At 64.3% G+C, this 19,603-nt stretch carries 19 protein-coding genes and 1 pseudogene; 12 read left to right on the top strand and 8 right to left on the bottom strand.

Features of this window, described 5'->3' with window-relative positions; genetic code table 11:
* Positions 1-4: 4 nt before the first annotated feature.
* The 3 genes from accB to B3C1_RS02390 form a co-directional block, all read right to left on the bottom strand.
* Complete coding sequence (gene accB / locus B3C1_RS02400) at positions 5-466, bottom strand: acetyl-CoA carboxylase biotin carboxyl carrier protein (protein ID WP_008482654.1); 462 nt, start codon at positions 464-466, stop codon at positions 5-7.
* A 24-nt stretch (positions 467-490) separates the two neighbouring features.
* The gene (aroQ, locus tag B3C1_RS02395) at positions 491-943 is read right to left on the bottom strand and encodes a type II 3-dehydroquinate dehydratase (RefSeq protein WP_008482653.1); all 453 of its coding nucleotides are present in this window, start codon (positions 941-943) and stop codon (positions 491-493) included.
* Positions 944-1,251: 308 nt separating this feature from the next.
* A complete protein-coding gene (locus B3C1_RS02390; protein WP_008482652.1) occupies positions 1,252-1,482 on the bottom strand; it encodes a cell division protein ZapB in 231 nt (76 codons plus the stop codon).
* Between the two features lie 133 nt (positions 1,483-1,615).
* Here B3C1_RS02390 and B3C1_RS02385 point away from each other — a divergent pair, with 133 nt between their 5' ends.
* From B3C1_RS02385 to B3C1_RS02350, 9 genes and pseudogenes are all read left to right on the top strand, one after another.
* Complete coding sequence (locus B3C1_RS02385) at positions 1,616-2,695, top strand: arginase family protein (protein ID WP_237750947.1); 1,080 nt, start codon at positions 1,616-1,618, stop codon at positions 2,693-2,695.
* Positions 2,696-2,761: 66 nt separating this feature from the next.
* The gene (locus B3C1_RS02380) at positions 2,762-3,640 is read left to right on the top strand and encodes a DMT family transporter (protein WP_008482650.1); all 879 of its coding nucleotides are present in this window, start codon (positions 2,762-2,764) and stop codon (positions 3,638-3,640) included.
* Between the two features lie 221 nt (positions 3,641-3,861).
* Positions 3,862-4,149 carry a hypothetical protein gene (locus B3C1_RS02375; RefSeq protein ID WP_008482649.1) on the top strand — a complete coding sequence of 96 codons (288 nt, stop codon included), beginning with the start codon at positions 3,862-3,864 and terminating at the stop codon, positions 4,147-4,149.
* Entirely contained in the window at positions 4,146-4,937 is a 792-nt protein-coding gene (bcsQ, locus tag B3C1_RS02370; protein ID WP_008482648.1) for a cellulose biosynthesis protein BcsQ, read from the top strand. Before B3C1_RS02375 ends, bcsQ begins: the two co-directional genes overlap by 4 nt.
* Positions 4,937-7,033 (top strand): annotated as a pseudogene (gene bcsA / locus B3C1_RS20795) (UDP-forming cellulose synthase catalytic subunit); the annotation flags it as partial. The gene bcsQ and the pseudogene bcsA, both read left to right, overlap by 1 nt.
* A gap of 42 nt (positions 7,034-7,075) precedes the next feature.
* Positions 7,076-9,256 (top strand): cellulose biosynthesis cyclic di-GMP-binding regulatory protein BcsB, encoded by a 2,181-nt coding sequence (locus B3C1_RS20790; RefSeq protein WP_336391103.1) that lies wholly within the window; start codon positions 7,076-7,078, stop codon positions 9,254-9,256.
* Positions 9,249-13,424 carry a cellulose biosynthesis protein BcsC gene (locus B3C1_RS02360; protein ID WP_008482645.1) on the top strand — a complete coding sequence of 1,392 codons (4,176 nt, stop codon included), beginning with the start codon at positions 9,249-9,251 and terminating at the stop codon, positions 13,422-13,424. The genes B3C1_RS20790 and B3C1_RS02360 overlap by 8 nt, the downstream gene beginning before the upstream one ends.
* Positions 13,417-13,887, top strand: a complete 471-nt coding sequence (gene bcsD / locus B3C1_RS02355) for a cellulose biosynthesis protein BcsD (RefSeq protein WP_008482644.1) — start codon at positions 13,417-13,419, stop codon at positions 13,885-13,887. The genes B3C1_RS02360 and bcsD overlap by 8 nt, the downstream gene beginning before the upstream one ends.
* Positions 13,880-14,866 carry a family 8 glycosyl hydrolase gene (locus tag B3C1_RS02350; RefSeq protein WP_008482643.1) on the top strand — a complete coding sequence of 329 codons (987 nt, stop codon included), beginning with the start codon at positions 13,880-13,882 and terminating at the stop codon, positions 14,864-14,866. The genes bcsD and B3C1_RS02350 overlap by 8 nt, the downstream gene beginning before the upstream one ends.
* Positions 14,867-14,870: 4 nt before the next feature.
* On the opposite strand, the gene B3C1_RS02345 is transcribed toward B3C1_RS02350, so the two are convergent.
* The gene (locus tag B3C1_RS02345) at positions 14,871-15,695 is read right to left on the bottom strand and encodes a hypothetical protein (RefSeq protein WP_008482642.1); all 825 of its coding nucleotides are present in this window, start codon (positions 15,693-15,695) and stop codon (positions 14,871-14,873) included.
* A gap of 80 nt (positions 15,696-15,775) precedes the next feature.
* Complete coding sequence (locus B3C1_RS02340; protein WP_192813337.1) at positions 15,776-16,675, bottom strand: LysR family transcriptional regulator; 900 nt, start codon at positions 16,673-16,675, stop codon at positions 15,776-15,778.
* A gap of 91 nt (positions 16,676-16,766) precedes the next feature.
* Here B3C1_RS02340 and B3C1_RS02335 point away from each other — a divergent pair, with 91 nt between their 5' ends.
* Together B3C1_RS02335 and B3C1_RS02330 are read left to right on the top strand one after the other, a co-directional pair.
* Positions 16,767-17,645, top strand: a complete 879-nt coding sequence (locus tag B3C1_RS02335; RefSeq protein WP_008482640.1) for a DMT family transporter — start codon at positions 16,767-16,769, stop codon at positions 17,643-17,645.
* Between the two features lie 120 nt (positions 17,646-17,765).
* Positions 17,766-18,383, top strand: coding sequence for a LysE family translocator (locus B3C1_RS02330; RefSeq protein ID WP_008482639.1), 618 nt, complete (start codon positions 17,766-17,768; stop codon positions 18,381-18,383).
* A gap of 24 nt (positions 18,384-18,407) precedes the next feature.
* Here the strand turns inward: B3C1_RS02330 and B3C1_RS02325 are convergent, their stop codons facing one another.
* Together B3C1_RS02325 and B3C1_RS02320 are read right to left on the bottom strand one after the other, a co-directional pair.
* Complete coding sequence (locus B3C1_RS02325; protein WP_008482638.1) at positions 18,408-18,617, bottom strand: hypothetical protein; 210 nt, start codon at positions 18,615-18,617, stop codon at positions 18,408-18,410.
* A gap of 49 nt (positions 18,618-18,666) precedes the next feature.
* Positions 18,667-19,005 carry a hypothetical protein gene (locus B3C1_RS02320; protein ID WP_008482636.1) on the bottom strand — a complete coding sequence of 113 codons (339 nt, stop codon included), beginning with the start codon at positions 19,003-19,005 and terminating at the stop codon, positions 18,667-18,669.
* 167 nt (positions 19,006-19,172) lie between these two features.
* On the opposite strand from B3C1_RS02320, the gene B3C1_RS02315 reads away from it, so the two are divergent.
* Complete coding sequence (locus tag B3C1_RS02315; RefSeq protein WP_008482634.1) at positions 19,173-19,394, top strand: hypothetical protein; 222 nt, start codon at positions 19,173-19,175, stop codon at positions 19,392-19,394.
* Positions 19,395-19,420: 26 nt separating this feature from the next.
* Here the strand turns inward: B3C1_RS02315 and B3C1_RS02310 are convergent.
* The coding region (locus B3C1_RS02310; protein WP_008482632.1) for an amidohydrolase family protein at positions 19,421-19,603 on the bottom strand (183 nt) is incomplete at its 5' end.

The following is a 19,603-nucleotide window of genomic DNA, read 5'->3' as shown; positions in this document are numbered from 1 at the left end:
GTCCTTATTCGATGATAAACAGGGGCTCGTCGAATTCGACGGGCTCACCGTTCTCCACCAGGATGGCTTTGATGGTGCCGGACACTTCGGCTTCGATCTGGTTCATCATCTTCATGGCTTCGATGATGCACAGGGTGTCGCCTTTATTGACCTGCTGGCCCACTTCGGCAAAGGCTTTGGCGCCCGGGCTGGAGGAGCGGTAGAAGGTGCCCACCATGGGAGACTTCTGTACCTGGCCACTGATCTCCGGCTTGGCAGCCGGTGCTGCGGGGGCGGCTGCAGGAGCGGCTGCCGGCGCAGCAGCAGGGGCCGCCATTTGCGGGGCCACGCTGTATTGCATGGGCATCATGGGGGCGCTGCCACCACGGCTGATGCGGACGGACTCTTCACCTTCGGTGATTTCCAGCTCGTTGATACCGGACTCTTCCACCAGTTCGATCAGCTTCTTGATTTTACGAATATCCATAAAAAGGCTTCTCTAATTTTCTGCTTAGTTGATATTGACTGAAAGCCGCTTGGCAGCCGCTTCCAATGCGAATTGGTAACCCTGGGCTCCCAGGCCGCAGATCACCCCCACCGCCTTGTCGGCCAGGTAGGAATGATGGCGAAAGGGTTCGCGGGCATGCACGTTGGACAGATGCACTTCAATAAAGGGAATGGCGACCCCCAACAGGGCGTCCCTTAAGGCAACGGAGCTGTGGGTGAAGGCAGCCGGGTTGATGATGATGAAATCCACCTTGCCCATGGCGTTGTGGATAGCGTCAATCAACTGATGTTCGGCATTGCTCTGGACGTGCTGCAGGGAAATGCCTAGCCGGGTGGCTTGCTGTTCCAGGCCTTGCACTATGTCGGCCAGGGTTTGGTGCCCGTAAACCTCCGGCTCACGCTTGCCGAGAAGGTTAAGATTAGGGCCATTGATGAGCAGTACTGTGGGATTTGCCATAATCTTCCGGAATTTTGCCGTGAACTGTCCGGGAAAAGTTCGGAAACTCTTAGAGATCCGACCAGCTGGGCCGTCATGACCCACTTCCAAGGCATTATATAGAGTCAATAGGAAAAGACAGCAAAATACTGGTCTTATCTCAGCAAAGTTCCGGTGATTTCAGACATATGCACTGACACAGAGGTGGCAGTTCAGAGCGCTTTGACAGGCCTTGGCGAAGAAGCCGAAGAGAATGGGAAGGTTAGCCGACGTTGCCGGCCTGATACCGACAAGATACTGAAGAAAACCCGGCCTAAGCCGGGTTTGTCTCAGATAAGCTCGTCCACTTGGGCGATTTTGCCCAGCACCGCATTGATGCGGACCTGGACTGTTTCCAGTTCACCCTTGAGACGAGTGTTTTCCTGGCTCAACGCCTCGGCCCTGCTGGCATACTGGGCCTTCTCGTTACGCACTTCTTCCAGTTCCATCTGCAACAGACCGATTGTATCTACGGCGGCCTGTACTTTGGCTTCCAGTTTTTCCAACAATTCCAACGACATGGTTTCCCCTAAAATCAGTATTGGCGCACGGCAGGCTCTAAGGCCTGCGCCTTGCGGGTGCATTTCTCAAGTGCCACTACCATGACCACTTGAGGAAAGGCACCCGAAACTATTGTAACGTAACGTCCACCACATGAAACAAAGCAAAGATGCGATGACACTCAAGGTCTACACCCATTCCGACGTTGCCCGCCTGGTCAGCCACAGGCCCCTGGAAACCAAGATAGGTGAAGCCCTGACCTTGCTGCCCCAGGGGAACGACCTGGCCCAGCGGCTGGATCAGGCCAAACGCCTGGGGGCCCGCTTCGCCCTGTTGGGGGTGCCGGAAGACCTGGGCCCCAAGGCCAACCTGGGTAAAGGCGGCGCCGAACTGGGCTGGCAGGCCTTTTTAAGCCGGTTCTTGAACCTGCAAAGCCACCCGGACTTTCCCACCCACAGTCTGCTACTGCTCGGCGAACTTGAGCTGAATGATCTGCAAACCCAGGGCGCGGCCCTGTCCAACCAGCGGCCAGAACAACTGGCCCAGCTACGGGAACTGGTAGCGGAAGTGGACCGGCGCCTGGCTCCCCTTATCGAAGCCGTTGCCAGGGCCGGCCTGGTGCCCATCGTTATCGGCGGTGGCCACAACAATGCCTACCCCATCATCAGGGGCGTCAGCCAGGCCCTGGGCCATAGCCTTGGGGTACTGAACCTGGACCCCCACGCCGATTTTCGCCCCATGGAAGGCCGCCATTCGGGCAACGGTTTTCGCTATGCCCAGGCCGAAGGTTACCTGGGCCAGTACCAGGTGCTGGCCATGCACCCCTTTAAGAATTCGGCCGCCAGCCAGCAGGCCTTGAAGGCGGCCGGTTTTGGCACCGTCACCTACCCCGAGCTGTTCGTGCAGCGCAGCCTGACCCTGGACCAGGCCCTGGATCTGCTCTGTGGCCGCCTGAGCGGTTACCCGGCCGGGCTGGAGCTGGACATGGATGTGATCAACCTGCTGCCGGCCAGCGCCTACACCAACACCAGCCTGGCCCTGGCCGACGTGGAATACCTAATCCACCAGGCCAGCCGCCGCCTCAAGCCCCGTTACCTGCACCTTTGCGAAGCGGCACCGGCCCGCCACCCGGCCGGCGAGGCCTTCGGCATGGCCGACTGTGGCCAGGCCCTGGCGGCCATGGTGCTGGCCTTCGTCACCGCCTTTGACGGCCAGGCCAGCACTGGGATTTAAGGTCCGAAATTGGCGAGACGACGGTCAGAACCGCCGTTATGATGGAGCCTTGACCTAGGAGGCTCCATGCCACGCCGTTACCTTCCCGAACTGCTGTTACTGGCCGCGCTCTGGGGCGCATCCTTCCTGTTTATGCGCGTCTCGGCACCGGAGTTCGGTCCGGTACCGCTGATTGAACTGCGGGTGGCCATCGCCGGCCTGGTGCTGCTGCCTCTGCTGTGGGCCAGGGGCCAACTGGGGCAGCTGAAAACCCATGCCCGCGCCCTGGCGGTGGTGGGCCTGGCCAACTCGGCCCTGCCTTTTACCCTCTTTGCCTTTGCCACCCTGTTTTTGACCGCCGGCCTGACCGCCATTCTCAATTCCACGGCGCCCCTGTGGACAGCCCTGGTGGCCTTTGCCCTGTGGCGTGAAAGCCTGAGCCCGCAAAGGCTGGTGGGGATATTGGTGGGTTTTGCCGGGGTGGTGATCCTGGTTTGGCACAAGCTGTCGGCAGTGGATGCCCTCTGGGCCATAGGGGCCTGCCTGCTGGCCAGCCTCAGCTACGGCTTTGCCGCGAACTACAGCAAACACAAACTGGCTGGGGTGCCGCCCCTGGTCAGCACCGTCGGTAGCCAGTTTGCCGCCGCCCTGATGCTGTTGCCTCTGGCCTGCTATTACTGGCCAGAAGGGACCATCAGCAACCAGGCCTGGCTGGCCGCCCTGGCCTTGGGCATTGCCTGTACCGGCCTGGCCTACCTGCTGTTCTTCCGCCTTATCGCCCATGTGGGGGCCAGCAACGCCATCATGGTGACTTTCCTGATCCCGGTGTTCGGCAATCTCTGGGGCGCCCTCTTCCTGGGTGAACACCTGACCCTGACCATGCTGGTCGGCGGCCTGGTGATCCTGGCCGGTATCGCCATCTCTCTGGGGCTGGTGCGCCGCGCCGCCCTGTCCCAAGCCTCCTGATCTCCCGGCCGGGTCCATACCCGGCCAAAAAACGCCATTTTTTTGACGTAAAGCACGTTCACAGTGCCAAAACTGCGTCTATAATAGGCACCAATCTAGGCATCAAGCTAAATAAAAAACACATATAAGCCTAGATCCCGCACTCACTGATGGGACTGCTGTACCTGCCTGGGGTCTACCAGGTGTTTGCCGTAATTTATGGAAGAGGGAGTCGTACTGTCATGGACAGTTACAACGATTTGCACCGGTTTGCCCAAAAAACCGGTGAGCACGAGCTTGCCTTTCAAAGCTTCAATACCCATCACGACGTCCGTTTCAGCTCCCAATGGGTGCTGCTCAACGACATTGCAAGCCTGGACAAAGCCCACCCCCAGCGCCATAGCGGTGCCCCCCAGGGTGTGTGGCCAAGCCGGGCCCCGGTCCAGGCGGTAACGCCGGCCCAGGCCAATCCAGCCCCCAAAGAGGAGAGCAGCGCCCTGCGTGACCTGCTGCGACAGGTGAGCGCATGAACCTGGTCTACTTCCACTCTCCCAAGGGCGGCGTCGGCAAGACCACCTTGGTGGCTAACCTTGCCTTCGCCTTACAGCGCCTGGGCCACCAGGTGGTGGTACTGGATCTGGACAGCCAAAACGCCCTGCGCCTGCACCTGGGCCTGCCCATGGCCGAGCGCCGGGGCCTGGTGCCGCAACTGCAGCTGGGTGAAGACTGGCGCAACCTGATCATCGAGACCCCCACCGGTGTCGGCCTGCTGCCCTATGGCCAGGCCAGCCGGGAGCAGCGCGACGCCTTCGAGGCGGCCCTGCGCACCCAGCCCGAATGTCTGGAGCTGGGCCTGGGGTCGTTGCTGAGCCAGCCCGGCTGCATTTTGCTGGCAGATCTGCCGTCCGGCCCCAGCCTGGCCCTGGACGCCCTGGCCAGGTTGCCGGCCATGGGCATTGCCACCTTGCTGGCCGACGGTGCCTCCGCCGCCACCCTGCCGCTGATCGGCCAGGACGGCTACCTGGGTGAAGCGGGGGCCCGCCGGGCCCTGTACATCATCAACCAGGTGCATATCCGCAGCCGCCTCAACCGGGATGTGACCGAGTTCTTCCAGCACAAGCTGGGGGCCTCGCTGCTGGGTATGGTGCACAGGGACGAAGCAGTGCCGGAAGCCACCGCCTCGCAAAAGTCCCTGTTCGACTACGCCCCGGCGTCGGCCATCACCCAGGATCTGGAAGACATCGCCCGCAATATCAGCCGCCTGCTGCCGGACGCCTACGCCCACAGCGCCATGAAGTTTTCACTGAGCGATATGTGATGAAACAGGCTAACTCGACCCGTTTTGGGGTCAGGCTGCTCCAGGCCTTGTCGACGCTGGCGCTGGTCCTGATCGTGCTGCTTATCGTCACCACACCTTTGGGCCTGGACCACCAGATGCTGTTCGGCCTGGCCGGTGTGGCCCTGCTGTTGGTGGTTGGCCAGTTTCGTTCCCGCTGGGCCCGGCTGGTACTGATACTGATGAGCGTGGTGATCTCCACCCGTTACCTGTACTGGCGTGCCACCGACACCCTGGTGTTCGACAGCGTGGTGGAAGCCACCCTGGGGGTGGGCTTGTTGCTGGCAGAATGCTACGCCTGGCTGATCCTGGTGCTGGGCTTTTTCCAGACCGCCTGGCCCCTTAACAGGCGCATCGTGCCCTTGCCCAGGGACAGCCGTACCTGGCCGACGGTGGATGTCTATATCCCCACCTACAACGAGAGCCTGGAGATAGTGCAGGACACTGTGCTGGCCGCCCTCAACCTCGATTACCCCAAGGATAAGCTCAAGGTCTACCTGCTGGACGACGGCCGCCGCCCCGAATTCGGCGCCTTTGCCTCGGCGGCGGGGGTGGGTTACATCACCCGCTCCGACAACAACCACGCCAAGGCCGGTAACCTCAACAACGCCCTCAAGCAAACCCACGGCGAGCTGGTCTGCGTGTTCGACTGCGACCACGTGGCCACCCGCATCTTCCTGCAGGCCACTGTGGGGGCCTTTGTGGCCGACCCCAAACTGGCCCTGCTGCAGACGCCGCACTTTTTCTACTCTCCCGATCCGTTCGAGCGCAACCTGGCCGCCGGTGTCGACATGCCCGGGGAAGGGGAGCTGTTCTACGGGCCGGTGCAAAAGGGTAACGACTACTGGAACGCCGCCTTCTTCTGCGGATCCTGCGCCGTTATCCGCCGCAGTGCCCTGGACGAGACCAACGGCTTTGCCGTGGAAACCGTCACCGAAGACGCCCACACCGCCCTGCGCCTGCAACGCAAAGGCTGGAACACCGCCTTCCTGGGGCTGCCCCTGGCGGCGGGGCTGGCCACGGAGCGCCTGGCCCTGCACGTGGGCCAGCGGGCCCGCTGGGCCCGGGGCATGACCCAGATCTTCCGGGTCGACAATCCGCTGCTGGGCAAGGGCCTGAGCTGGCCCCAGCGGCTGTGCTACCTCAACGCCATGCTGCACTTCCAGTTCGCCCTGCCAAGGGTGGTGTTCCTCACCGCCCCCCTGGCCTACCTGCTGTTCGGCCTCAACATCATCGCCGCCTCGCCGGCCCTGATCCTGGCCTACGCGGTGCCGCACCTGTTCCACGCCGTCTACACCAACTCCCTGCTGCAAGGGCGCTTTCGCTACAGCTTCTGGGGAGAGATCTACGAAACGGTGCTGGCTTTTGCCCTGGTCAGGCCGACCCTGGCCACCTTGCTGGACCCCCGCAAGGGCAAGTTCAACGTCACCGAAAAAGGCGGCCTGCTGCGGGATGGTTACTTTGACCACCAGGCGGTGCGGCCGCACCTCTTTGCCCTAGCCATGCTGCTGGCCGGGGTGGTCTGGGGCCTGGTGCGGCTGATCTGGAACGACGTCTTCCAGATCCAGCCCAGCGTGCTGATCCTCAACCTGTTCTGGGCCAGTTTCAGCGCCATTATCCTGCTGGCCGCCATCTCGGTGGCCCGGGAAACCCGCCAGGTGCGCAACACGGTGCGTATCGACATCCGCCTGCCGGCCATATTGCACCTGGCCAACGGCCACACCCTGCGCACCCAGACCCTGAACCTGTCCATGGGCGGCATGCTGCTGGAAAACCCTCTGGGCACCACCCTGGACGACAGCGTGGTGGAAGACATCGAAGTGCGCTTTGACGACAAGGTGCTGCTGTTCCCGGTGTCCGCCATCGCCCTGGGGGAAAAGGGCCTGCGCTTTCGCTTCAAGACCCTGCCGGTGCGCCAGCGCCGGGAATTGGTGCGGGTAGTGATGGGCCGGGCCGACGCCTGGATCCCCGACCGCCCCCACGCCGCCGACAGCCCGGTGCGCTCTTTCTTCAGCGTTACCCGTGCCGTCAGCGGCCTGTTTTCCGGCGAGTCCAAGAACAGCGGCTGGGCCCGTTGGCGCCGCAGCCTCTTTGGCAGCTGGAAGTTCCGCCTGAGCCTGGTGGCAGCCCTGGCCCTGGCCACCTCCATCATCGCCAGCCGGGCCTGGGCCGCCGAGCCCTACCAGCAGCAGATCCGCTTCAAGGACGCCGGGGTGGCCACCGAGATGGTGGTCACCGCCAACGGCAGCAGCAGCGGTATCCACTTTTCCCTGCGCCAGGACGAAATGGCCACCGACGCCAGCCTGGCCCTGTCCCTGCGCTACCCCGAAGCCCAGTTCCCCGAGGGCAGCAACCTGGAAGTGCTGCTCAACGGCCTGCACCTGACCAGCATCCTGCTGGACCCCTTCGGCGGTGACGGCACCGACGCCCAGGTGCCCATTCCCCCGGCCCTGGTGCTGAGCCACAACGACTTGAGTTTTCGCATCACCAACAGGGACAGCGCCTCGTGCAAGCGTGAGCAGGACGACCCCAACAAGGTGCTGATCGACGGCAATTCCAGCCTCAATCTCAGCCTGCTGCGCCTGCCAAGGCCCAACGATCTGGCCGGCTTCCCGGCGCCGTTTTTCGACGAGGGCATCATGGGCCAGGTGGACGTGCCCCTGGTGCTGCCCATGGACCCCAGCCAAGGCCAACTGGAAAGCGGCGCCATGCTGGCCTCCTATTTCGGCCATCTGGCCCAGTTCCGCCATGCCCGCTTCCCGGTGTTCCAGCACAGCCTGCCCACCGCCAACGCCCTGGCCCTGGTCACCGGCAACAACCTGGCCGGCCTCAACCTAGTGCCGCCCCAAGGGCCTGAGCTACGCCTGATCGACAACCCCGCCGCCCCCCTCTACAAGCTGCTGCTGGTGATGGGCCGGGACGACGAGGAGCTGAAAACCGCCGCCCGCTACCTGGTCACCCAGGCCGGCAAACTCAGCGGCGCCAGGGTCCAGGCCCAAACCTTGACCCTGCCACCCCGCCAGCCCTACGACGCCCCCCATTGGGTGGGCAGCCAGGCGCCGGTGACCCTGGGGCAATTGGCCAAACCCGAGGCCCTGGCGGCCAGGGGCCTGTACCACCAAGCCAACGAAGTGAACTTTCGCGCCGCCCCCGACCTGTTCTTGTGGCGGGGCCGGGGCGTGCCCATGCAGGTGGAATACCTGTTCCCGGAGGGGGACTGGCTGGACGAGCACAGATCCAAGCTCAACGTTGCCCTCAACGGCCAATACCTGACCTCGCTGCCGGTCAATAACGGCGGCGTGCTGGCCACGGTACAGGGCTGGCTGGGCCGCGACATCCGCCAGCAGCAGGCGCAGATCGAACTGCCCTCCTACCTGCTGTACGGCGAAAACAAGCTGAGCTTCTATTTCGACCTGCGCCAGCACCCGGACTTTGACTGCAGCCAGCTGCCCGCCGGGGTGATCAGCCGTATCCTGCCCAGCTCCACCATAGACCTGGGGGCGGCGCGCCATTTCACTGTGCTGCCCAACCTGTCCTATTTCATCAGCGCCGGCTTCCCCTTCACCCGCATGGCCGACCTGTCCGACACCCTGGCACTGCTGCCCGCTAACCCCAGCGTCGCCGAACTGCAGACCTTCTTCGGCCTGATGGGCCGCATGGGGGACGCCACCGGCTACCCGGCCATGGGCATCCAGGTGCAGCTGGGCCTGGCCGACGGCCCGGCCCTGGCCGGCAAGGACTTGCTGCTGGTAGGGGGCCTGGACCGCCTCAAGGCCAGCCCGCTGCTGGCCGGCAGCCCCTTTGGGGTCGAGTCCAGCAAACTGGTGCTCAAGCCCGTAGCCTTTACCGACCGCTGGCACCGCTTTTTCGGTGGCGACTGGGGCCGCCAGGACAAGGCCGCCCGCCGCCAGCTGGAAAGCCAGGACAGCTTCGAAGGCCTGGCCAGTTTTATCTCTCCTCGCGATCCCAAGCGGCTGGTGGTGATGGCCGCCACCAGCCAGGACGCCGCCCTACCGCAACTGGTGCAACAGCTGGCCCAGCCCAGCGCCAGTAGCGAGGTGCAAGGGGACCTGGTGCTGCTGCGGGACGACGGTATCCGCAGCTACCGGGTCGGCCCCCAGGCCGGCAGCGGTGACCTGCCCTGGGACATGAGCCTGCGCTGGTACTTCGGCCAACACGTGCTGCAACTGCTGGCCACCTTGCTGCTGGGGATCATCCTCGGCGCCTGCCTTATCTACCCGCCGCTGCGTGCCCGAGCCCGCCGCCGCCTGCCTTCTGCCGTAGGAGAGGACAATGAATAAGCCTTTGCTTCTGGCCCTGGCCTGCCTGGCCGGGACACCCCCACTGCTGGCCGCCGAAGGCCAGTTCGACGCCCTGTTCCAACAGGCGGATTTTTGGCAGTCCAAACAGCGCCAGGACCTGGCCAAGGACGCCCTGGGCCGGGTACTGGCGGCTGACCCTGCCAACCCCGAAGCCCTCTATCGCCTAGCGCTGATCGCCATCCAGGAAGGGGACAAGGACAAGGCCGACGCCCTGGCCGAACGGCTCAGCATCGCCAGCCCCAAGGACCCGCGCCTCGAAGAGCTGCGCCTGGCCAAGGCCAACACCAACCTGGACTCCGGCGCCCTGGCCGAGGCCCGGCTGCTGGCCGCCAACGGCCAGTACCAGGAGGCGGTAGCCCGCTTCAAGACCTTGTTCAGCACCGACCAGCCCCCCGCCAGCCTGGCCGTGGAGTACTACCAGACCCTGGCCGGTACCCCCAATGGCTGGGACCAGGCCCGCCAGGGCCTGGCCCAGATCCACCAGCGCCAGCCCGGCAACCTGCAAGGGGCCCTGGCCTACGGCCAGGTGTTGAGTTACCGCCCCCAAAGCCGCCGCCAGGGCATTGCCGTCCTAGCCAGCCTTGACGGCCAGCTGCCCGCCGCCACCACCGCCTGGCGCCAGGCCCTGTTGTGGCTTGACGCCGACAGCAACGACCAGCCCCTCTATGCCGCCTACGCCAAGGCCCACCCCGGTGACGACGCAGTGGCGGCCCACTACCGCCAGAAGACCACCGAAACCCCGGGCCGCAAGGCCGACAAGGCCCGCAGCAGCGGTTACGCCCAGCTGAAAAAAGGCCAGCTGGCCGGCGCCGCCAAGGCCTTCGAGCAGGCCCTGGCCATACGCCCGGACGACGCCGAAGCCCGGGCTGGCCTCGGCCTGGTGCAGCTGCGCCGCCAGCAGTTTGCCAAGGCCCGCGACAGCCTGGCCCAAGCCATGCGCCTGGCACCGGCCAAAAAAGGCCAATGGCAAGCCGCCCACAACAGCGCCCGCTTCTATGCCAGCCTGGCCGGGGTGCGCCAAGAGGCCGACAGCGGCCAGTACGCCAAGGCCTTGGACATGATCCGGCCGCTGGCCAGCCAGTCCGGCCCCCACCAGCTGGACGCCAGGCTGCTGGAAGCCGATATCTATTCCCGCCAGGGCCGCCTGGACGAGGCCGCCGGCCGCTACCGGGACTTGCTGCTGGACAATGCCGACAACCAGCAGGCCCGCATCGGCCTTATCAATGTGCTGCGCAAGCAGCAGCGCTGGGGTGAGGCCAATGCCATGGCCGAGCTGTTACCCGCCAAGGACCGCCAGCAGCTGGGGGACCTGGCCAGTGGCCAGGCCCTGATGCTGCGGGAAAGGGCCAAGGCCGAACCGCCACTGCTGGCCGAAGCCAGTTTGCGCCAGGCCCAAAGCCTGGACCCCGCCGACCCCTGGATCCGCCTGGACCTGGCCCGGCTGCTGGACACCCAGGGCCGCCCCCTGGCGGCGCAGGTGCTGATGAACCAAGGCCTGGGCCCGGATGCCAGCCCCCAAGACCGCTACGTGGCCGCCCTCCTGGCCAAGGACCAGAACCGCTGGGACGACGTAGCGCGGATCCTGTCGCCCCTGGGCAGCGCCAAGCGCACCCCGGCCATTAACGCCCTCCTCGACAGCGCCGCCCTGCAGGCCCGGCTAGACGAGATCCGCCGCCGCCAGGCGGTGGGTGACCGGGCCGGTGCCCGCCAGCTGATGCTGGATCTCTACAATCAGCCGCCGGCCAGCGCCGCCGGTACCGGCCAGGTGGCCAACCTGCTGCTGGACGGTGGTGAACCGGCCATGGCGCTGCTGCTGGCCCGCCAACAGGCCCAGCAGCCCCTGACCGCTGCCCCCGGCGACTACCTGGATCTGCTGCTGGTGCTGGTCAAAGCCGGGGCCGATGACGAAGCACAATCCCTGCTGGGCCGCCTGTCCCAGCGCCGGGATCTCGGCACCGACGACTGGGCCGCCATCGAGAACATCCGCAATGCCATGGCCCTGGTCCAGGCCGATCGCCTGCGCCAGCAAGACCGCCTGGCCGATGCCTACGATCTGCTGGCCGCCCGGCTGCGCCTGGCCCCCAACGACGAAAGCCTGTTGCTGGCCATGGCCCGCCTCTACCAGTCGGGCAACAAGACCGACAAGGCCGGGCAAATCTACCGCTACGCCCTCAAGCAGCATCCCGGCAGCCAGGACGCCCTGACCGGCGCCGTGGAAGTGGCCATAGCCCGCAACGAGCCTGAGCAAGCCGAGCAACTGCTGGCCCAGCTGCCCAGCGACCAGGCCCAGGAACCCACCATGCTGCTGCTGGCCGCCAAGGTGGCCCGGGCCCAGGGGGACGACGACCAGGCCCTGGCCCTGTTGGCCCAGTCCCGCCAGCGGCTCTTTGCCGGCCAGCAGGACCAGCCCTGGCTCACCGACGGCGCCGGCCTGGCCGAAGCCGGTAATCCCTTTGCCCGTGGCGGCGCCCCCGGCACCGATGAAAGTGCCAATCCCTGGCACCGCCCGGACTGGCTGCCGGGAGGCAAGGACGATAGCCAAAGCCATTGGGATGAAGAGGCCGATACCGCCAATCCGTCCCTGGTGGCGCAAATCGACAGCCTGGCCCGGGAGATCCGCCGCGACGGCGCCACCACCCTCAGTGCCGACTTGCAGTTCCGCTCCCGCAACGGCGAGTCCGGCCTTGGCCGCCTGGACGAGGTCAAGGCGCCCATCACCCTGCAAACCCGGGTCGGCGGTGGCCGCCTCAGCGCCCAGGTGACCCCCACCTACCTCAATGCCGGCGCCCCGGCCGGTGGCAACAGCCGCTTTGGCTCTGGGGTGGTCGGCAGCGCCGCCGCCAACCTCAATACCAGCCTGGACGCCATGCCGGCGGCCCTGGACGGCATAGAGGAAACCGCCTATAGCTACGACCAGGCCCGCCAGGCCGCCGCCGACGCCCAAGCCATTTACCTGGCGTCCCTGGGGGATGCCAACAGCACCCCCATCCAGCAGGCCCAGTACCTGGCCAACGCCAACCAGGCGGCCCAGGCAGAGGCCCAGGCCAAGCGCAGCTTCGACAGGGCCACCCGCCAAGACCTGCTCAAGGCCATTGGCCTTAGTAGCCAGAACCTCAGCAGCAGCGACCTGCAACTGCTGGAGGGCTATTTGGGGCCCCTGACCGGCCAAAACGGCCTGTCGTCCGCCAGCCTGCAAGCCTTCTTGGACAGCCGCGAAGACTTCGAAGCCATGCTCGGCACCCTCAGGGCCAGCCTCAACGGCCTGGTGCGGGACTTTGACGACCCACCGGTCCAGCACGACGCCGGCCTGGCCCTGTCATTGGCTTACCAGTGGGACCAGCTGGCCCTGGACATCGGCACCACTCCCCTTGGCTTTGAAAAGGTCAACCTGGTGGGTGGCCTGGCCTGGAGCCCGCAGCTGGACCGCGATCTGCAATTGGACCTGGCCCTGGAAAGGCGCGCCGTCACCGACAGCGTGCTGTCTTACGCCGGCACCAAAGACCCCTACTCCGGCATCACCTGGGGCGCCGTCACCCGCAACGGCCTTAGCGCCGGCCTGGGCTACGACGACGGCGATCTGGGCCTCTACGCCAAGCTGGGGGGTTATCGCTACCAGGGCACCAACGTCTACAGCAACAACGCCTTTGACCTGTCCCTGGGGGGTTACCTTCGCCCCATCAACGACCAGGGCCGCCAACTGCAGGCCGGTGTTCATGTCAGCTTCCAGGCTTTTGACAAGAACATGAGCCACTATGGCCTGGGCCACGGCGGTTACTTCAGTCCCCAGGACTATGTGGCCATCGCCTTCCCGGTCAGCTATAGCGAGCAGCATGACCGCTACGACTTCAGTCTCAAGCTGGCACCGGGCTTCCAAAGCTTTACCGAAAAGGCGGTGGACTACTTCCCGGACGACCCCGAACTGCAACGGATGCTGGACCTGTTCGCCGGCCTTGGGCTGGTGGAGGCGTCCCGCTATGGAGCCAACAGTGAAAGCGGCTTTGGCCTGAGTCTGGGGGCCGAAGGCCAGTACCGCTTCTCACCCCGTTTCACCCTGGGGGGCCGCCTGGGCTTTGACAGCTTCGGCAATTACAACGAAACCACAGCCCAGCTGTACCTGCGCTACCTGATGGGGATCACCAATGACTGATGCTACCTATTTCCAGGCCCGCCACTGCGCCGCCCAATGGCGGCCCTTCCTGGTTGCCCTGTTCGACCGCCTGGCCGCCGGCTTGCCCGCCGAAGAGGGGGCCCAGCTGCTGCGCCAGGTAGGCGTGGATATGGCCCAGCAATTGACCTTGGGGGCCAAGGGCTCCCTGGCGGAGCTGGAACAGGCCATCAACGGCCAATGGCAGGCCCTGGATTGGGGTGAGTTGCAGATCCGCAGCGACGGCAAGGCCCTGGTGCTGGAGCACCGCCACTATCCGGTGCCCTATCAACAGGGCCAGCCCAGCCAGCCGGCCATGCAAGCTCTGGGGCAGGTGTTGGAAGGGGTATACAGCGCCTGGCTGCAGGCCCAGGGGGGCGACCCCCAGGTCAAGGCCAGGCTGGTGGCCTGTGACCGCCACGGCTTGCGCTTTCGCTACGGCCAGGAGGAGGCTGCCCTTGCTTAGGTTGCTGGCGCTGCTGTGCTGCCTGGCCCTACCGGCCAAGGCCAACGACTGGAGCCAGTACAAGGCCCTGTTCATCACCGCCGACGGCCGGGTCCAGGACACCGGCAACGGCGGCATCAGCCATTCCGAAGGCCAGGGTTACGCCATGCTGCTGGCCGAGGCCAACGGCGACAGGGCCAGCTTCGACCAGCTCTGGGGCTGGACCCGCCACCAGCTTGGCCGCCACGATCTGGCCCTCTTTGCCTGGCGTTACGACCCCAAGGCCACCCCACCCATCACCGACAACAACAACGCTGCCGACGGCGACATCCTGGTGGCCTGGGCCCTGTTCAAGGCCGGCCAGCGCTGGAACCACCGCAACTACCTCAGCGCCTCCCAACGGATCCGCGCCACCCTGCTTGCCAGGCTGGTGCGCCCCTATGCCGGCAAGCTGGTGTTGCTGCCGGGGCTGGAGGGATTTGACGGCGGTGACTACCTGGACTTGAACCTGTCCTACTGGGTGATGCCGGCCTTCAGGGACTTTGCCCGGGCCGACGGCAACCCCCTGTGGGGCCAGTTGCTGGCGTCGGGGGAGTCGCTGCTGGCCGACAGCCGTTTCGGCGACAACCAGCTGCCCGCCGACTGGGTGCGGCTCCACAGCGACGGCCGCCTGGAACCTTCCCCCAAGTGGCCGCCGCGTTTTGGCTTCGACGCCCTGCGCATCCCCCTTTATTTTCGCTGGGCAGGAAAAGGCAACAGCCCGGCCCTGGCCCCCATTCAGGCCTTCTGGCAGCAGGCCAGGCCGCTGCCGGCCTGGGTGGATCTGGCCAATGGCCAACCGGCCCCTTACCCGGCGTCCCAGGGCGTAAAAGCCATAACCCAGCTGGACCAGGCCCGGCCCCTGCTGCCGAAGCTCACCAAGGACAGCGACTACTACAGCGCCTCCCTGCTGCTGCTAAGCCAGCTGGCCCTCAGCCAACCCCTTGGGCCACGGCATTAACGTGCTAGGGGTGTTCCACCTTGTCGAACACCCCTTCAAAGCCCGGTGACACCTTCAGGTAAAAGGCTTTCAGGAAGCGGTACTTCTTCTGAACCTGGGGATACTTGGCCAGCCAGTCGGCCATTTGCCGAGGCTGGGTAAACACCGTCTCGGCATAGGTATTGAAGTCGTTCTCGGCGTTGAGGCGGCCATAGCCGGACACTATCCCCTGAACCAAGTCCCGCTGCTGGGGGGCGTAGGTAAGGCCGGCGGCGATGGCCTGGCGAAAGCGCTGGTCAGACACCAGGTACTCAAAGTCAGGGCTGTTCAGCGCCAGCCAGTCAAAGTAGGGAAAGCCATAGCGCTCTGCCAATAGAGACGACAGTTCATGGTGCAGGGTCTTTTCTATTTCTCTGGCGTCGATCCCAGTACCGGCGCTGTCGGCGAAGATAAAAAGATGCCGGGTCTCGTAGTACCCATAAATCACCTCATCATTCTTCACCAGGTGGTCCCCGATACGGATCTCCTTCACCGCCTCCTTGAGAACACTCGAGGGGTACTTACCTAAGGCAGCGTCCAAAACGGCCAGCACCTGAGCCAACTGGTTGCTGCTGGCCTCGGCAAAATCAATGCTGTCCTGGCCGTAGGTGATGGCACTTTGGATCTTTCTTGGCAGTAAGGATGGCTCACCAATGTTTACCACCTTTACACCGTATTTTTGATAAAGCTTGGCTTCGGCCTCTTGCAGGTCCACGGCCGTTGCCGGGGAGCCCACCACAACAGAGGCCAAGATCAATAAAGCCCCGCTTAAAGCCATCAACAACGCCCAAAGAATTTTGTTTTTATACATATCGTTGCTCCACTGACAGTGGCTACCGGGCCATCAGGGCCAAAACAACCTCAGCTGAGGTGTCTGTTATCTGCCTGCCCTTAGCCAGCCACTGGGGCCACGGCGCTAAGCTGCTGGCGTAGCCATAACAGGCCCGGGTCCTGGGCGAAGCGGGGGTGCCAGGCCAGCACCAGGGTGAACTGCAGGCTGGGCTCGGCCAGGGGGTAGGCGTAAAGCCCCGGCAGCCGGGCGTAGTGCTCAGCCACCGCCGCCGGCAGCACCACCACCAGGTCGGTGCTGGCCAACACCCCGGGCAGGGCTTGGAAGTCTGGCACCTGCAGCCGCACCTGCCGGGTCACTCCCTGGGTTTGCAGCCAACTGTCCAGCAGCAGTTGGCTGTGGCCCCAGTCCGACGGGTAGATGTATTGCAAGGTACCGAGCATGGCCGGGTCCGGCTTGGTCGCCAAAGGCCGCCCCGACAACAGGCTTACCGACTCGGTCACCAGGGGCTGCTGGTCAAGTTTGGGGGACAGGTGCGCCGGTTCGGTAAAACCCACCACCAGGTCCAGCTCTCCCCTTTCCAGTTCCTGTTCGTAGTCCGAGGGCCCCAGCACCGTCAGCCGCAGGCTGACCCCGGGGGCCTGGGCCATCAGCCGCTGCATCAGCGGCGGCAGCAGCACCATGTCCACGTAACTGCCCACCGCCAGGGTAAAACGGCGCTGGCTGCTGGCCGGGTCGAAGCGGGGGACCTGGCTCAAGGCCTGGTTGATGGTGGCCAGGGCCTGGTGAAAGGCCGGGGCCAGGTCCTGGGCCCTGGGGGTGGGCTGCATACCCTGGCGCCCCGGTACGAACAACGGATCGGCCAGCTGTTCCCGGCAACGGGCCAGGGCATGGGACACGGTGGACTGGGACAAATGCAGCAGCCGCGCCGCCTCCGACACCGAGCGGGTGGCCATCAGGGCGTCGAATACCTTGATCAGGTTCAGGTCCAACCGAGACATATCGAAATCTACCATGGGTTAATGAAGACAATTCATTTTAACCATGATAGGGCCCTGGCTAGAATGCCCCAGCTTTGTTGAGGCATTCACCATGCTTAGAAATTATCTTTTCCTGTGGGGAGTCGGCCTAATTTGGGGCTCCCAATTTTTATTCCAGCAAAAGGCGGTTGCCGCCCTGCCGCCGGTTTGGGTAGGTGCAGGCCGGGCCCTGGTTGGGGCCCTGACCCTGATCGTCCTTTGCTACTTCCTGAAACTCAAATCCAGCCGCCGCCAGTGGGCCAAGTACCACCTGATCGGTTTCCTGGAGGCCACTCTGCCCTTTGTGGCCGTGGCCTGGGGCCAGCAGTACCTGGACACCGCCGTGGCGGCGATTTTGATGGGTACCATCCCCTTCTTCGCCATTATGCTCAGCCCGTTACTGGTCAAAGGCGCCCGCATCACCCTGGCCGGGCTGTTGTCGGTGCTGGTGGGTTTTGCCGGCCTGCTGGTGCTCTTTGCACCCCAGCTGGGCCAGGGCCTGGACGCCAGCCTTTGGGGCGCCCTGGCCATAGTGGCAGCCTCGGCCTGCTTTGCGGTGGCTCTGCTGCTGCTTAAGCGCCTGGACAGCGAAGAGCCACTGATCGTCGCCCGCAACGTGCTTATTGCCGCGTCCAACCAGCTGTTGCTGCTGGCGTTGCTGATGGCTCCCCTGGGCAGCTTCGCCCCCACAGACCAGGCGGTGGGTTCGGTGGTCTACCTGGGAGTGATGTGTGCCGGCCTGGTGTACTTCCTCTATATGATGCTGATCCAAAAGGCAGGGCCGGTGTTTGCGTCCCTGTCCAACTACCTGGTGCCCCTGGTGGGGGTGATCCTGGCGGCCACCCTCAATCACGAGCAACTGGCCACCACCACCTGGATTGCCCTGGCCGTTATCCTCAGCGCCGTCGGTATCAACCAGTGGGGCGAAATCAGGGGTAAAAAGGCGGCTTGAGCCACCTTCCCCAAACCCGAAAGGTCGCTGTTGCGGCCTTTTTCGTGCCTGGCGCCGGCTGTTGCCAAAGGCCGGATCTTTGCCTTAAGGTGCCCTGCGTCTTTTACGCCGGAGCCCTTGATGTCCACCTCGGTATTGCTGCTCTTCCTGACCACCTTTTTCTTCGTGTCCATCACCCCCGGCATGTGCATGACCCTGTCCATGACCCTGGGAATGACGGTGGGGGTTCGCCGCACCCTGTGGATGATGGCCGGCGAGCTGCTGGGGGTGGCCCTGGTGGCGGTGGCGGCTGTGGTGGGGGTGGCCACCCTGATGCTGGAACATCCCCTGGCCTTTGAAGTGGTCAAATACGGCGGCGGCGCCTACCTGATTTACCTTGGTATTCAGATGTGGCGGGCAAAGGGCCGTCTGGCCCTGACCCTGGATGGCAACAGGCCCCCCGCCTCAAGAAAGGCCCTGGCCATGCAGGGATTTATGACGGCGGTGGCCAACCCCAAGGGCTGGGCCTTTATGGTGTCCCTGCTGCCGCCTTTTATCGACACCACCCAGCCTATGGCGGGGCAATTGGGGATGCTGGTGGGCATTATCCTCTGCACCGAACTGGGCTGCCTGCTGCTTTATGCCAGTGGCGGCAAGACCCTGGGCCGGGTGCTGGGGCGCGGCAATAACCTGGCACTGCTAAACCGCATTGCCGGCACCCTGATGGCAGGGGTCGGGGTCTGGTTGGCGCTGGGATAAAAAAGGCCGCATCTGCGGCCTTTTTTAAAAGTGATCCGCCGCCCCCAGCCGCTGCAGGCAGGCCACCAATTGGGCTTCGCTGATATTGATGTATTCCACCACCCGGCCATAGAGCATGGCGGTGGGCACATTGCGCCCGCCCCGCTCCTTTTGGGTTTCACTCAATACATATAAAACAATGCGCTCCAGCTCGGTCAGGCCGTCACGCACATCGGGTAGGGGTGGTTTTAGCAAGGGGCGCCTCCAGAAGCATCAGCCCCCAGTATCGGCCAAGGCAGGGGGTTCAGGAAGGGCTCTTCAACCCCTGGCGGTAACGCAGGCGAGCAGTAAAAAGCGCCAGCACCATCACCGCCAACTGCACCCCCATCAGGTGCCGCTCCTGGCCAAGGCCGGCCAGCCCCGCCAGCCATTGCAGCCCCTGGCACAGGGTGACCAGCCCCATCATGACCAGCATCCAGCGGCATTGCCCGGCCCGGCGCCAAAACAGCAAGAGGGCACCCAGCAACAGCGCCGAGGTGAAGAGTACCGGCAGAGGGGTGCCTTGCAGGTAGCGGCCGGCCAGCAACAGGGCATCCAAGATGGCCAGCAGGGTGAAAGCTTTAGCTTGTGGTGTCTTATGCATAAAAAGCTCCGGGCCAGGTCCCAGGTGGCCGTTGCTGATGTTAAGCGACCCAAAGGGGCGGCCTAGTTAAACCCGGCCCAATGGCACCAGAGCTGTTACCCTGGGCTTTGCAGTTATTGGCCCTGCCCGCACTAACGCCGGCAGGCTATGGCCAGAGGCACCAGACCATGAAAGACGTCACGTTAAGCTCAGTGGGGGAGCCTTTGAAGACCCTGCTGCAGCGCCCCGGCCCGTTGGCTGACGACATCGCCATTCGCGCCGACAACGGCGAGCTGCTGGGGGTTGTCATTTGCGCCAGGGACTACTCGTTTTTGCTCAGCAAGGTCGAAGAGGCAGAAGATCGCCTGGACCAGGAAAGGGTGGCGCAATTCCATCGCACCAGAGAGTAAAAAGGCCGCAGCTGCGGCCTTTTTCCTTAACGGCGTAGGCCACTGACAGCCTTACCCCCTTTCCACAGCTCCTTGAGGGGCCGCACCCCGAACTGGTAGCAAAGCTCGGCCGGTTCGCTGATGTCCCACAGGGCCAGGTCCGCCTGTTTACCCACCGCCAGGCTGCCAATGTCGTCGCCCAGCCCCAGGGCCTTGGCGGCGTGGCAGGG

It is taken from the genome of Gallaecimonas xiamenensis 3-C-1 (assembly GCF_000299915.1).
Taxonomy (GTDB): domain Bacteria; phylum Pseudomonadota; class Gammaproteobacteria; order Enterobacterales; family Gallaecimonadaceae; genus Gallaecimonas; species Gallaecimonas xiamenensis.
The sequence above is the reverse complement of the archived record's forward strand: the minus strand, read 5'-3'. Positions and strand labels throughout refer to the sequence as shown.

Coding starts and splice junctions, on each gene's coding strand:
- accB (WP_008482654.1), bottom strand. CDS start 466: ATGGATATTCGTAAAATCAAGAAGCTGATCGAACTGGTGGAAGAGTCC.
- aroQ (WP_008482653.1), bottom strand. CDS start 943: ATGGCAAATCCCACAGTACTGCTCATCAATGGCCCTAATCTTAACCTT.
- B3C1_RS02390 (WP_008482652.1), bottom strand. CDS start 1,482: ATGTCGTTGGAATTGTTGGAAAAACTGGAAGCCAAAGTACAGGCCGCC.
- B3C1_RS02385 (WP_237750947.1), top strand. CDS start 1,616: ATGAAACAAAGCAAAGATGCGATGACACTCAAGGTCTACACCCATTCC.
- B3C1_RS02380 (WP_008482650.1), top strand. CDS start 2,762: ATGCCACGCCGTTACCTTCCCGAACTGCTGTTACTGGCCGCGCTCTGG.
- B3C1_RS02375 (WP_008482649.1), top strand. CDS start 3,862: ATGGACAGTTACAACGATTTGCACCGGTTTGCCCAAAAAACCGGTGAG.
- bcsQ (WP_008482648.1), top strand. CDS start 4,146: ATGAACCTGGTCTACTTCCACTCTCCCAAGGGCGGCGTCGGCAAGACC.
- B3C1_RS02360 (WP_008482645.1), top strand. CDS start 9,249: ATGAATAAGCCTTTGCTTCTGGCCCTGGCCTGCCTGGCCGGGACACCC.
- bcsD (WP_008482644.1), top strand. CDS start 13,417: ATGACTGATGCTACCTATTTCCAGGCCCGCCACTGCGCCGCCCAATGG.
- B3C1_RS02345 (WP_008482642.1), bottom strand. CDS start 15,695: ATGTATAAAAACAAAATTCTTTGGGCGTTGTTGATGGCTTTAAGCGGG.
- B3C1_RS02340 (WP_192813337.1), bottom strand. CDS start 16,675: ATGTCTCGGTTGGACCTGAACCTGATCAAGGTATTCGACGCCCTGATG.
- B3C1_RS02335 (WP_008482640.1), top strand. CDS start 16,767: ATGCTTAGAAATTATCTTTTCCTGTGGGGAGTCGGCCTAATTTGGGGC.
- B3C1_RS02330 (WP_008482639.1), top strand. CDS start 17,766: ATGTCCACCTCGGTATTGCTGCTCTTCCTGACCACCTTTTTCTTCGTG.
- B3C1_RS02320 (WP_008482636.1), bottom strand. CDS start 19,005: ATGCATAAGACACCACAAGCTAAAGCTTTCACCCTGCTGGCCATCTTG.
- B3C1_RS02315 (WP_008482634.1), top strand. CDS start 19,173: ATGAAAGACGTCACGTTAAGCTCAGTGGGGGAGCCTTTGAAGACCCTG.